15 protein-coding genes are annotated in these 12,568 nt (G+C 61.9%); 2 read left to right on the top strand and 13 right to left on the bottom strand.

The window, feature by feature from the left end:
- Positions 1 to 35 precede the first annotated feature (35 nt).
- The 3 genes from BM413_RS00295 to BM413_RS00285 form a co-directional block, all read right to left on the bottom strand.
- The gene (locus BM413_RS00295; protein WP_091908779.1) at positions 36 to 563 is read right to left on the bottom strand and encodes a hypothetical protein; all 528 of its coding nucleotides are present in this window, start codon (positions 561 to 563) and stop codon (positions 36 to 38) included.
- A 95-nt stretch (positions 564 to 658) separates the two neighbouring features.
- A complete protein-coding gene (locus BM413_RS00290) occupies positions 659 to 1,015 on the bottom strand; it encodes a YciI family protein (RefSeq protein ID WP_091908776.1) in 357 nt (118 codons plus the stop codon).
- 3 nt (positions 1,016 to 1,018) lie between these two features.
- Positions 1,019 to 1,240, bottom strand: coding sequence for a hypothetical protein (locus BM413_RS00285; protein WP_091908773.1), 222 nt, complete (start codon positions 1,238 to 1,240; stop codon positions 1,019 to 1,021).
- 195 nt (positions 1,241 to 1,435) lie between these two features.
- Here BM413_RS00285 and BM413_RS00280 point away from each other — a divergent pair, with 195 nt between their 5' ends.
- Entirely contained in the window at positions 1,436 to 1,861 is a 426-nt protein-coding gene (locus tag BM413_RS00280) for an OsmC family protein (protein WP_091908770.1), read from the top strand.
- 64 nt (positions 1,862 to 1,925) lie between these two features.
- Here the strand turns inward: BM413_RS00280 and msrA are convergent, their stop codons facing one another.
- From msrA to BM413_RS00245, 7 genes are all read right to left on the bottom strand, one after another.
- Positions 1,926 to 2,540, bottom strand: a complete 615-nt coding sequence (gene msrA, locus BM413_RS00275; protein WP_091908768.1) for a peptide-methionine (S)-S-oxide reductase MsrA — start codon at positions 2,538 to 2,540, stop codon at positions 1,926 to 1,928.
- Between the two features lie 121 nt (positions 2,541 to 2,661).
- Positions 2,662 to 3,300: a YceH family protein gene (locus BM413_RS00270; protein ID WP_091910175.1), complete on the bottom strand. Its 639-nt coding sequence runs from the start codon at positions 3,298 to 3,300 to the stop codon at positions 2,662 to 2,664.
- Between the two features lie 278 nt (positions 3,301 to 3,578).
- Positions 3,579 to 4,358, bottom strand: coding sequence for a succinate dehydrogenase iron-sulfur subunit (locus BM413_RS00265; protein ID WP_091908766.1), 780 nt, complete (start codon positions 4,356 to 4,358; stop codon positions 3,579 to 3,581).
- Between the two features lie 16 nt (positions 4,359 to 4,374).
- Entirely contained in the window at positions 4,375 to 6,222 is a 1,848-nt protein-coding gene (sdhA, locus tag BM413_RS00260) for a succinate dehydrogenase flavoprotein subunit (protein ID WP_091908763.1), read from the bottom strand.
- A gap of 2 nt (positions 6,223 to 6,224) precedes the next feature.
- On the bottom strand, positions 6,225 to 6,608 hold the full coding sequence (sdhD, locus tag BM413_RS00255) for a succinate dehydrogenase, hydrophobic membrane anchor protein (RefSeq protein ID WP_091908761.1): 384 nt from the start codon (positions 6,606 to 6,608) through the stop codon (positions 6,225 to 6,227).
- 2 nt (positions 6,609 to 6,610) lie between these two features.
- Positions 6,611 to 7,015, bottom strand: a complete 405-nt coding sequence (sdhC, locus tag BM413_RS00250) for a succinate dehydrogenase, cytochrome b556 subunit (RefSeq protein ID WP_091908758.1) — start codon at positions 7,013 to 7,015, stop codon at positions 6,611 to 6,613.
- Positions 7,016 to 7,311: 296 nt separating this feature from the next.
- On the bottom strand, positions 7,312 to 7,680 hold the full coding sequence (locus BM413_RS00245) for a hypothetical protein (protein ID WP_139238535.1): 369 nt from the start codon (positions 7,678 to 7,680) through the stop codon (positions 7,312 to 7,314).
- 225 nt (positions 7,681 to 7,905) lie between these two features.
- On the opposite strand from BM413_RS00245, the gene BM413_RS00240 reads away from it, so the two are divergent.
- Positions 7,906 to 8,271 carry a DUF2790 domain-containing protein gene (locus BM413_RS00240; protein WP_244537702.1) on the top strand — a complete coding sequence of 122 codons (366 nt, stop codon included), beginning with the start codon at positions 7,906 to 7,908 and terminating at the stop codon, positions 8,269 to 8,271.
- Positions 8,272 to 8,295: 24 nt separating this feature from the next.
- On the opposite strand, the gene BM413_RS00235 is transcribed toward BM413_RS00240, so the two are convergent.
- From BM413_RS00235 to leuC, 3 genes are all read right to left on the bottom strand, one after another.
- A complete protein-coding gene (locus BM413_RS00235; protein ID WP_091908752.1) occupies positions 8,296 to 9,492 on the bottom strand; it encodes a GGDEF domain-containing protein in 1,197 nt (398 codons plus the stop codon).
- A gap of 109 nt (positions 9,493 to 9,601) precedes the next feature.
- Positions 9,602 to 10,801: a GGDEF domain-containing protein gene (locus BM413_RS00230; RefSeq protein WP_091908750.1), complete on the bottom strand. Its 1,200-nt coding sequence runs from the start codon at positions 10,799 to 10,801 to the stop codon at positions 9,602 to 9,604.
- Positions 10,802 to 10,940: 139 nt separating this feature from the next.
- Positions 10,941 to 12,353 carry a 3-isopropylmalate dehydratase large subunit gene (leuC, locus tag BM413_RS00225; protein ID WP_091908748.1) on the bottom strand — a complete coding sequence of 471 codons (1,413 nt, stop codon included), beginning with the start codon at positions 12,351 to 12,353 and terminating at the stop codon, positions 10,941 to 10,943.
- Positions 12,354 to 12,568 lie beyond the last annotated feature (215 nt).

Below are 12,568 nucleotides of genomic sequence, written 5' to 3'. Positions count from 1 at the left end.
GCGGTTTTCCGTCCGGAATTGCGTCCAGGGATCGATTAGTGGATCTCGAAGCCGAGCTTCTGGCGCAGGCGTCGCACCCTTTGATCATGGGCCGACGAGCGCTCGCCTGACGCCCGCGCGACGCCCTCGACCATCGTGACCAGTTCTTCGCGCTCATCCGCATCCAGGCGTTCGCGCAGGAACGGCGCAAGCTTGTCGATCACGACATTCGCATCATCGATCTGCGACGCCGCCCATTTGCCGTAGATGACGGCCTCATCGGTTTTCTTCGCATCAGTGATGCCGGAAACGGCCTCCCGAATGGCGGTTTCATGCACCGGCGTCAGCGGCGTGTCTTCCGAGACGATCGCCGTGATCAGTGTCGCCGCCGCCACGACGGGATCGTCGATGGCCGTGAGCGGCGAAAGTGCGGCCTGCTTGCGTAGTTTCTTGCGCCGCACCGAGCCGCGCACGCGGCCAACCGCATCGGCGACCTCACTTGCCGCCTCGCTCATATATTTGACCCGGTACCACCAGAAGGCGGCAGCCCCCATAAGGCCGATCGCAGCAATCAGGATATGCATGCCAAATCCCCCGAAAACGGCGGCAGGATAAGGAAACTAATTCCTCCTTTCAACACGCAAAAGTTGCACGCTCGACGATTTGCGCGAGCCTCGGGCTAGTCTCCGCGAAAATCATAGACCGGCCGCACCTCGATCGCGCCCAGCTTTGCCAGCGGGATCTTGCCGGCGATTTCCACCGCCTCTTCGAAATCCCTGGCCTCGATCATGATGAACCCGAGAAGCTGCTCCTTGGTCTCGGCGAAGGGACCGTCGGTCACCAGCGCCTTGCCCTTCCGGTTCCTGACGGTTTTCGTGACCTTAACCGGTTGCAGCGCCTGCGCGACGATCAGATGGCCGCTGGCGGTGAGCGCGTCGTCATAGGCACCGGAATCATGATCGAGCGCCTTCATTTCGGCGGGCGACATGGCATGGAGCTTGGCTTCTTCTCCATGGACGAGGCAAACATATTTCATGATCTATCTCCTCTCATAGGTGACATCTGCCTGCGCAAGAAGGTCCGGCTGCCTGTCTGGAGCATAGGACGATGCGACATCGAGAACATGCACGGCAGAAAATATGACGGTCAGCATGACCAGCAGGCGCGCCACGCCTGATGACGGGATACAAAAGCCGCCGGCAGTCACCTGACCGGGTTTGGGGACGATCTTTCCAAGATCGGCGTGAAGCAGCGAATACATTCGAACCTCCTGCACACGCCACGGAAACATTCCGTGGCCGCCCCTAGGACGACAGGCGCTCCGGCTTCCCGACATTTTTGACAACGACTTTTTTCGCATGCCCCGAAAGCGGTCACACATGGCAGATGCGGAAAGGCGCGCTATATTCAACCCGTCGCCGCATCATCGGCCTGCAAAATCAAATGGGAGAACCTCATGAACCGTCACGCCACCGCCGTCTGGAAGGGAACGCTCACCGAGGGTGCCGGCACGCTCGACACCCAGAGCGGCGCCCTCAAGGCCGCGCCCTACTCCTTCAAGATGCGTTTCGAGGACGAGAGCGGCAAATCCGGCACCAATCCGGAGGAGCTGATCGCCGCTGCCCATGCCGGCTGCTTTGCCATGCAGCTCTCGCATTTCCTGGCCGAAAACGGCACGCCCGCCGACGAGTTGAACGCCAAGGCGGTGGTCACCCTCATTCCCGGCACCGGCATCACCGAAAGCGCCATCACGCTCACCGGCAAGGTGCCCGGCATCGACGCCGCCAAATTCAAGGAACTGACCGAGAAGGCCAAGGCCGAATGCCCGGTCTCCAAGGCGCTCGGCGCAATCAAGGTCACGCTGAACGCCAGTCTCGCCTGATATTCGGGTCCATCAATAAAAAAGGGCGCCTTGTGGCGCCCTTTTTCATTGCGGCAGCGCGCGCTCAGTGCGCGGCGATGCCCTGATGCGCGGCCTTGCCCCACACGGCATCGATGCGGTCATCGCGCCCGCAGGAATAGCGGTAGTATTTGTAGCGGACCGGGTTTTTCTTGTAGTAATCCTGATGGTAATCCTCGGCCGGCCAGAAGGTCGGTGCGGCGACGATTTCCGTGGCAATCGGCTGCTTCAGCACCGCCGCGATCGCTTCCTTCGATTTCTCCGCCTCGGCCAATTGCTCGGCACCCACCGCATAGATCGCGGTCGTATAGCTGTGGCCTCGGTCGCAGAACTGGCCGCCATCGTCGGTCGGATCGACCGAATGCCAGAAGGCGTCGAGCAGCTTGTCGTAGCTGGTCTTGGTATCGTCGAATTCTATTTTCACGGCCTCGCGGTGTCCGGCGGCGGTGTGGTCCTCATAGGTGGGATTGTCGTTGGTGCCGCCGATATAGCCGGAGGTGGTTGAAGTCACGCCCGGCACATGGTCGAAATCCGATTCCACGCACCAGAAGCAGCCGCCGGCAAAGATCGCCGTCTGCGTCTTGGCGAATGCGGCACCTGCCGGCGCTGACAGCGCGGCAGCAAGTGCAAGACAGGTTACTGCGAAAGCTCTGCGCACCATGAAACATCCTCCTGCGGTAAAGACGTAGCCGAACCGCAAGAGGTTTCAAAATCAAGCTGAAACACGCTGGCGTGATTATTCAGGTGACGGACTGCTTCCGGGCCGATCTTCGGTCGCCGGCTCAGGCGCCCAGCGCATCGAGGCGGGCGCGCAAAGCTGCGACTTCTTCCTCCAGGGCTTGGATCCGCGCCTCGAGATCAGACGCCGGCACAGATGACACGCTGCGCTGCGCTGCAAATGCGGCAACGTCCACCGGCCCGCTCAGAAGATGGGCGTAGCGGTCCTCGCGCTGCCCGGGACCGCGACCGATTTCCTGCACCAGCGCCGGGCGCTTGCCGATCAGCATGTCGAGTTCTTCGCGCAGTTCGTCTACCGACGGGAACCGCGCCATGCGCTCGCTGCGTGCCAGAAGCTCGTTCACCGTCTGCGGACCGCGCAGCAGGAGCAGGCCGACAATGGCGATCTGCGGCGAAGTCATCGAAAAGCGCTGCGCGGCAAGATGCTCGTAGCGCTCGACACGCGACCCGAAGACCTGGCGAACCAGCCCCTTCTGCTCCAGTAGCTTCAGCGCCCGGTGCACCTCCCCCTGCTCCAGCGCCATGACCGGCTCGCGCGCCGTCTTCTGGTTGGCGGCGGCATGGGCCGAATTGAGCGTCAGCGGATAGACATCCGGCGTCAGCTCCTTCTTCTCGATCAGGCAACCGAGTACGCGGGCTTCTGAGGGATTGAGGACGGGGAGGTCTGTGGCGCCATCTGACATGTTCATGAACTCGCTATGTGGCTGATCGTGCGTCCTTCGAGGCTCGCCATCAAACGCCGCATCAAGGGCGGACATTTCAAACAGGCTCGCACCTCAGGATGAGGAAGGTCGCGCAAGCTTTAATATCGATCTACCGCCAGCGTGCCAAGAACACCGGAACCCTTTAGAGCTTCCAACCGGGGCAAAACGTCCCTCATCCTGAGGTGCGAGCCCGCACGCCCCTATGCTGTTAGGAGCAAACTCCAAACGGCGAGCCTCGAAGGACGCACCAACGGCGCCTAAACCCGCCGCTCCACCATCATCTTCTTGATCTCCGCAATCGCCTTGGCCGGGTTGAGACCCTTGGGGCAAGTCTGCGCGCAGTTCATGATGGTGTGGCAGCGGTAGAGCCGGAACGGGTCTTCGAGATTGTCGAGCCGCTCGCCGGTTGCCTCATCGCGACTGTCGATCAGCCAGCGATAGGCCTGCAGCAGCGTTGCCGGGCCTAGATAGCGGTCGCCGTTCCACCAGTAGCTCGGGCACGAGGTCGAACAGCAGGCGCACAGGATGCACTCGTAGAGCCCGTCGAGCTTGGCGCGGTCGTCATGGCTCTGCAGCCATTCCTTGGCCGGCTCCGGCGACACGGTCTTCAGCCAGGGCTCGATCGAGCGGTGCTGGGCGTAGAAATTGGTCAGGTCCGGCACCAGATCCTTGACCACCTGCATATGCGGCAGCGGATAGATCTTGATCGCGCCCGAAATGTCGTCGCAGCCCTTGGTGCAGGCGAGCGTGTTCGAGCCGTCGATGTTCATGGCGCAGGAGCCGCAGATGCCCTCGCGGCAGGAACGGCGCAAGGTCAGCGTCGGGTCGATGTTGTTCTTGATCCACAACAGCGCGTCGAGAACCATCGGCCCGCAATCGTCCATGTCGACGAAATAGGTGTCGATGCTCGGGTTCTCGCCATCGTCCGGCGACCAGCGATAGATGCGGTATTCGCGCAGATTGGTGGCGCCCTCCGGCTTCGGCCAGGTCTTGCCCTGTCTGATCTGGGAGTTCTTGGGAAGGGTAAGTTCGACCATCTCGATTATCCCTCGATCAATAGACCCGCGCCTTGGGCGCGATCTTTGCCAGGCTGATGCCGCCGTCTTCTTCCCTGACCAGCGGCTCGGTGTGAACCGGCCGGTAGGAGAGCGTCACCTTGCCGTCCTCGGCGACATGGGCCAGCGTGTGCTTGCGCCAGCCGGCGTCGTCGCGCTTGTCGAAATCCTCGCGCGCATGCGCGCCGCGGCTCTCCTTGCGCGCTTCCGCGCCATAGACGGTAGGAATGGCGTTGGCCATCAGGTTTTCCAGTTCCAGCGTCTCGACCAGATCGGAATTCCAGATCATCGAGCGGTCGAACACCTTGACGTCCTTGAGCTCGCTCCACAGCGCCGACATGCGCTTGCAGCCCTGCGCCAGCGATTCCTGGGTGCGGAACACGGCGGCGTCTTCCTGCATGATCTTCTGCATCTTCTCGCGAAGAACAGCCGTCGGCGTGCTGCCATTGGCGTTACGCAGGCGGTCGAAGCGGGCCATGATCTTCTCGACCGACTTCTCATTGATCGGCGGAATGGGTGCCGCCCGGTCGATGACCTCGCCGGCGCGGATGGCGGCAGCGCGGCCGAACACCACCAGATCGATCAGCGAATTGGAGCCGAGACGATTTGCACCATGCACCGAGGCACAGCCGGCCTCGCCGACAGCCATCAGGCCGGGCGACACGCGGTCGGGATTGTCCTTGGTCGGGTTCAGCACCTCGCCCCAGTAGTTCGTGGGAATGCCGCCCATATTGTAATGCACGGTCGGCAGAACCGGTATCGGCTCGCGGGTCACGTCGACGCCGGCAAAAATCTTTGCCGATTCCGAAATGCCCGGCAGGCGCTCATGCAGCACAGCCGGATCGAGATGGTCGAGATGCAGGAAGATGTGGTCCTTGTTCTTGCCAACGCCGCGGCCCTCGCGGATTTCCAGCGTCATGCAGCGAGAAACCACGTCGCGCGAGGCCAAGTCCTTGGCCGACGGCGCATAGCGCTCCATGAAGCGCTCGCCCTCGGAGTTGACGAGATAGCCGCCTTCGCCGCGCGCGCCCTCGGTGATCAGGCAGCCCGAGCCATAGATGCCGGTCGGGTGGAACTGCACGAACTCCATGTCCTGCAGCGGCAGGCCGGCACGGGCAACCATGCCGCCACCGTCGCCGGTGCAGGTATGGGCCGACGTTGCCGAGAAATAGGCGCGGCCATAGCCGCCCGTCGCCAGCACGACCATCTTGGCCGAGAAGCGGTGAATGGTGCCGTCGTCGAGGTTCCAGGCGACGACGCCGGTGCAGACGCCATCGTCCGACATGATCAGGTCGAGCGCGAAATACTCGATGAAGAACTGCGCATTGTGCTTCAGCGACTGGCCGTAAAGCGTGTGCAGGATAGCGTGGCCGGTGCGGTCGGCGGCAGCGCAGGTGCGCTGCACGGGCGGGCCGTCGCCATAGTTCATCATGTGGCCGCCGAATGGCCGCTGGTAGATCTTGCCTTCTTCGGTGCGCGAGAACGGCACGCCGTAGTGCTCGAGCTCGTAGACGGCAGCCGGCGCCTGCTTGACCATGTATTCCATGGCATCCATGTCGCCGAGCCAGTCGGAGCCCTTGACGGTGTCATACATATGCCACTGCCAGGAATCCGGACCCATGTTGGACAGCGAGGCGGCAATGCCGCCCTGTGCCGCAACCGTGTGCGAGCGCGTCGGGAAAACCTTGGTGATGCAGGCGGTCTTCAGCCCCTGCTCGGCCATACCGAGCGTGGCGCGCAGGCCCGAGCCGCCGGCGCCAACCACCACCACGTCGAACTTGTGGTCGACATAGGTGTAACCGCTGCCGGCCGGTGCCGCGCCATTGCCTTTTTGATCCTTGGCCATGGTCAGCCCCCGAATGCGATTTTGAGCAGGGCGAAGAGCGAAGCAACGCCGACCGCGATGGTGAAAAACGTGTTGAGCACGATGAGCGCCAGCTTGCCGCCCTCGCCGTGCACATAGTCCTCAATGATGACCTGCATGCCGAGCCGCATGTGATAGAGGCCGGAGATCAGGAACATCGCCAGGATCAGCGCCACGAAGGGATTGGCAAGCACCGCCCGCACTTCGGCGTAGCTGGCGCCGTTGAGCGAGACCAGCAGGCCGATGAAGAACAGGGTGAGCGGGATATTGGCGATGGCGGTCAGCCGCTGGCGCCAGAAATGCTCGGTGCCTTCGCGGGCCGAGCCCAAGCCGCGGACTTTTTTGAGAGGTGTGCGCATATCAGCCATGATCACATCCCCCGCGCCATGTAGCCGGCGACCCAGATGAGCACGGTCAGCACGACCGACGCGATGACAGTCGCCCAGGCGATCTTGGAGGCGGTGCGCTTTTCAAGCCCGGCGCCTGTATCCCAGATCAGGTGGCGGATGCCGCCCATCAGGTGCTGCATCAGCGCCCAGGTGTAGCCGAACAGCACGAGACGGCCGATCCAGCTTCCAAGAACCCAGCTGACGAAATCGAAATATTGCTCTGATGTCGCTGCCGCGATCAGCCACCAGGCGACCAGCAGCGTGCCAAAATAAAGCGCCCCGCCGGTGATGCGATGGATGATCGACATCGTCATCGTGATCAGCGGTTTATAGATCGTCAGATGCGGCGACAGAGGCCTTGCTTGGGTGGCTGGTGATTTGCTCATGGCTCCCCTTTCGTCGCCCGAAATATTCCGAAGGTGCCGATGCGGGAATGCGGCGTGGCCTTCTCGGAATGCGACTTCGGACAGCCGCGTTCTAATGCGCTTTTTGCACCGCGTCAAAGCCGGAAAAGCGTTTCGGAAGAGCTATTTCGTCAAAAGCGCGAGAGGGTCAAGTCACTGTTTCCGCTTCAATCGATTGAAGCCTGCATGACAAAACACGGCGAATTGAACCGTCGGCGACAAGAGCAGGGGCGCCGCTTTCGGATCGCGCTGTGTTGCAGCGCAACCAGAACGGCGAATCAGCGATTGCAGGTCACCGGTTCCTTGCCGCTTTTCATGTAGAGCGCCTCCTTGCCGTCCAGCACCAGCGCATAGGGCGTCTCGCCGTAGCGCGACTGCTGCGTGGCCGGCGAAGCGGGCAGATCGACGCTCTCGCCTTCGGGATCGACCAGCTTCACCGAGGTGCGGAAATTGTCGACCGTCAGCGTGCCTCTCGGGCCGCAGCTGTATGTCGCGTGGCTTGGTTGACTGGTCGTTTCCGTGCCCGCCGCCTTGGCGGCATCACCGCCGGCATGTCCTTCTGAAACGCAGGAGGCGACCAGCAACAGCGGGATCATGGCGAATGCGGCAATGAGGAACGCGCCGCCGCTCGATTTTCTGTCTGACATGCCGCGCAAGCTACCCGGTTTGCCACCGAAAGATCAACCACGGGACTGCGGACCGCACCCGCGGATCCCGTGATCAGCCCGGCTGGCAGCCAAGGCGGCGCAAACACTGAAAATTAACCACGTTTGTTAATTCATTTCGCTGCAAGCGCGCGAGGCTCTTAACAAAGGTTAATAAAGCGTTAACGTTATGCCATCGAGGGTCGACCTCGCTCGATGGAGAAAGCCATGCATTCGAACGGCCGCAAGATGCTTTTCCTGCCGATGATTCTGGCCGTCGCGGCCATCGGCGCTTCCTCGCCGGCACTGGCCGGCGGCAACCATGACCGCGTCTATGCCGACAGTTTCGGCAATCTCGTCGTTGAAACTGCGGCCGGCTACAAGCGGATCGTCGTTGGTCAGGGCCATATGGCCCGCGAGCTCTCAAGCTACACCCAGGCCGGTCGGCCGAAGGTCGTGCATGTCGAGGGGCCCGGCGGCATATTTGCCTATGAGCGCGGCTGCTTCCGCCCGCCCGTTCTGGTCAAGGGCCGAAGCTATATGTACGGCTTCGACCAGGGCGAGATTCCGCTGCAGGGCGGCCCCTGCCGCTAGATCATGATCAAAGTCCGCTCAGACTTAGCGCCTGTGGGTTGACGGGCTGCGCCTGCCGTTTTCCGATGCCAGTGAAATCCTGACGCAGTCGCGGCCGCCCTTCTTGGCTTCGTAGAGCGCCTTGTCGGCGCGCAGCAGCAATTCCGACACATCCTCTCCGGCTGCGAGTTCCGCAACGCCGAAGCTTGCCGTGAATCGCAGGTTTTCGGGCAATCCCGCCACCGGCAAGCCGGAAAAAGCGCTGCGGGCGCCTTCGGCGAAAAGCCGCGCCGACACCAGATTGGCGCCGGGCATGATGATGGCGAATTCCTCGCCACCGATCCGGCCGGCGATATGATGGTTGGAGGATGCGTCACGCAGGAAACCCGCAAAGGCCTTGATCACCCGATCACCGGAGGCATGGCCGTAACTGTCGTTGATCGACTTGAAATGATCGAGATCGCTGATGACCAGGGCCAAGGGCGTATTGCCGCGATTCGCCTCCCGCAAGGCTGCACGCGCATGGCGCTCGAAACCGCCGCGATTGAGCAGCCCCGACAGCGAGTCGGTTTCCGACGCCACGGTGACACCGGCAAGGATGTCGCGGGCCAGTATGACCAGGAAGAGCAGTGCGATCGCCAGCGCAAACACCGTCCCCATCGATTGCGAGACCATTGCATAGTTGGTCTGCAGATATTGCTGCGCAGTAAGGCCCGTACCGCCGAGTGCCTGCGACAGGAATGGCTTGGTCAGGAACTGCAGCGAACTTGCCGCAAGAAGGCCCATCAGGATGAGTTCGAGCTTGCCGCGCCTGCGCGCCGCAAACACGATCCAAGCACCGATCGCCTGCATCATGAAATAAGGCGTCTGATAATACATCATGCGGGTGAATGACTGCCGCGGCATGTCCTGTATGAGATAGCACGACACGACCGACGCCACGAAAAGCGAGCCCATCAGCCACCAGGGCACCGGCACCTCGTATTTGCGGGCCATGCCGACATTGAACAGCACCATCGCGCCCAGGAATGTGGCGAAGGAGACGGTTGCGACCAGCGGATTCACGCCGAAAACCGAAATCGCGAACTCGATCAGGAGATAGACGAACGCCAGACCATAGGTGAAACCCAGCCACCGCGCCGCCACCTGCTTGCGGTCATAGACGGCAACCATGGCGAACGACCCGCCGAGCAGGCCGGCAACAGCCAGGTTTATTGCCAGGACAACGCCTGCTCCAGTCATTCCGTTGCGCCCCCTTTTGTATGAGCACACAACCACACTTAGCCGAAAAACCCGTTAACGTGGGAGCAGGGGTGGATCACATTCCCGGCAATTATACGTCGGTCGACGTTCAGATATGCCCGCCGTAATACCCTGCGGCAAAGCAGTCGGCATCGGCTGGAAGCTGATCGGCCAGCTTCACGCTGTCACGGCCATTGTTCTTGGCACGGTACAGCGCCTGGTCCGCACGATGCATGAGGGATTCGAAATCCTCGTTTGCCGCGCGGCTGGCAACACCGAAGCTTGCGGTGATCCTCTCGGCATCTGCGGGCAAGCCCTTGATGCGATGCTGCATGAACGAGGCGCGCAGCCCTTCCGCAAAAAGCCGCGCCGTCATCAGGTCGCTGGCCGGAAGCACGATGGCAAACTCCTCGCCGCCGATGCGCCCGACAATCGCGTCCTTGCCGCAAGAAGTGCGCAGATGTGCGGCGAAGGCGGCGATGACGGCATCACCAACGGCGTGCCCATAGGTGTCGTTCACCGACTTGAAATGATCGAGATCGGCCAGCACAAGCGAAACAGGAAGCGATAGCCCCAACGACCGTTTGACGCACTCGGCTGAGTTCTCCTCGAAGCCACGCCGATTGAGCAGGCCCGAAAGCGGATCGGTATGCGATTCGGCCTGCAGCTCCTTCACCACGTCGAGGGCAATCGCGGTGATCAGCGAAAGCGCGAGCATCACCGAGATGAGTACCATCGAGAAGTTCGTCAGCAGCCAGTAGAGCGAGGCGTGATAGCTGTCGTAGCTCTCACCGACGATCCAGACAGCCGTCAGCGGACGCAGGAAGAAATCCACCGATGCAATCGAGCACACGGCAATCAGGACGCGGTCCACGATGCTCTTCTTGGAGACGGATCTCAGCGCGGTGACGACGACAAGGCAGATGCTGCCACAGGCAAAGTTGATTGCGAAAATGCGCCCGACAAGGCTTGGCTGAACGAAGAGAAACCAGCTCAGCACGGCTATCCCGCCTATGCCGAGCAAGGAGAGAAGTTTGGCCGGCGAGGGCATGTCATGGCGAACGACCGCTGCCGTGGACAGGCTGACTGCGGCAAGGAGCAGGAGCGTATTGGAGAGAAACTTCGTCGGCGCGACGCCGATCGGCAGGTCGAAGCTCTGCAGCAGGAAACCGACCGCGTAAGCGACGTAGGAGAGGCAAAGCACCATCACATGGCCATGCCTTCGGTACGTCCAAAGCAGAAAGAACGCCGATGCAAAGACCAGCGACAAGGCTGGCGTAAGCAGCGCTATGAAAAGGTTAGCCCCCAAGTGCCCGTGTCTCTGATCCGCTTCCGTTGCGGCAAACACTAGGGCGAACCCACAAACAACCGGTTAAGTCGGTTGTGACAACTCTCGGCATTTCACCGGACAGTTGCCCCGTCCGGTGAAATGAGGGTTTAGCTGCCGGCTAGTGCCAGTCGCGGATATCGACGAAGTGCCCGGCGATCGCGGCAGCCGCAGCCATGGCCGGCGAGACCAGATGCGTGCGGCCCTTGAAGCCCTGGCGCCCTTCGAAATTGCGGTTCGAGGTCGAGGCGCAGCGCTCATGCGGCTTCAGGCGGTCGTCGTTCATGGCAAGGCACATCGAGCAGCCCGGCTCACGCCAGTCGAAACCGGCGGCGATGAAGATCTTGTCGAGGCCTTCGGCCTCGGCCATTTCCTTCACCAGTCCCGAACCCGGCACGATCATGGCGTTGACGGTCGAGGCGACCGTCTTGCCTTCGACGACCTTGGCGACGGCGCGCAGATCCTCGATACGGCCGTTGGTGCAGGAGCCGATGAAGACGCGGTCGATGCCGATGTCGGTGATCTTGGTACCCGCGGTCAGGCCCATATATTCGAGCGCGCGCTTCTTGGAGTTGCGCTTGTTCTCGTCCTCGATCACGTCCGCATCCGGCACGACGCCGGTGACGGCGACGACGTCCTCGGGCGACGAGCCCCAGGTGACGATCGGCGGCAGCTTGGCGGCGTCGAGCACCACGACCTTGTCGAAATGCGCGCCTTCGTCGGTCTTCAGCGTCTTCCAGTATTCGAGCGCCATGTCCAACGCCTCGCCTTTCGGCGCGCGCGGCTTGCCCTTGACGTAGGCATAGGTGATCTCGTCGGGCGCGATGATGCCGGCGCGGGCGCCGCCTTCGATCGACATGTTGCAGATCGTCATGCGGCCTTCCATCGACAGCGCGCGGATCGCCTCGCCGGCATATTCGATGACATAGCCGGTGCCGCCGGCAGTGCCGATCTCGCCGATGATGGCAAGCACGATGTCCTTGGCGGTGACGCCTTCAGGCAGCTTGCCGTCGACCTGCACAAGCATGTTCTTGGCCTTGCGCTGGATCAGCGTCTGCGTTGCCAGCACATGCTCGACCTCGGACGTGCCGATGCCATGCGCCAGCGCGCCGAAGGCGCCATGCGTCGAGGTGTGGCTGTCGCCGCACACGATGGTCATGCCGGGCAGGGTAAAGCCCTGCTCCGGGCCGATGATGTGAACGATGCCCTGGCGAACGTCGTTCTCCGAATAATATTCGACGCCGAAATCCTTGGCGTTCTGGGCGAGCGCCGCGATCTGGACGCGGCTTTCCTCGTTGCGGTTGATGCCGAGCTTGCGATCCGGCGAAGTCGGCACATTGTGGTCGACGACGGCCAGCGTCCGTTCGGGATGACGCACCTTGCGGCCGGTCATGCGAAGGCCTTCGAAGGCCTGCGGGCTGGTCACTTCGTGGACGAGATGGCGGTCGATATAGAGCAGGCAGGTGCCGTCATCCTGGCGGTCGACGACGTGGTCGTCAAAAATCTTGTCGTAGAGGGTACGCGGAGCGCTCATTGTCTATGTCCTTGGATAGAGCGGTAATTCTGGAATGAACCGGCAAAGCGAGCCGGCGGTCGCGTCCGCTCACGATAGGCGGCTGGTGCGCGCGCCTGAAACCCGGGCAAAGAATCGGCTCGGCAGGCGCTTGTGGTCCTGCAGCACGAAACCCTTGTAGGCCGGATCTCCAAACAGTTCTTCCATAGCCGCGCTCTTACCAATGTTTTGGCATT

It is taken from the genome of Mesorhizobium sp. YR577 (assembly GCF_900116595.1).
Classification (GTDB): domain Bacteria; phylum Pseudomonadota; class Alphaproteobacteria; order Rhizobiales; family Rhizobiaceae; genus Mesorhizobium_M.
Note: the sequence above shows the minus strand (reverse complement) of the source record. Positions and strands in the feature narration are given on the sequence as shown.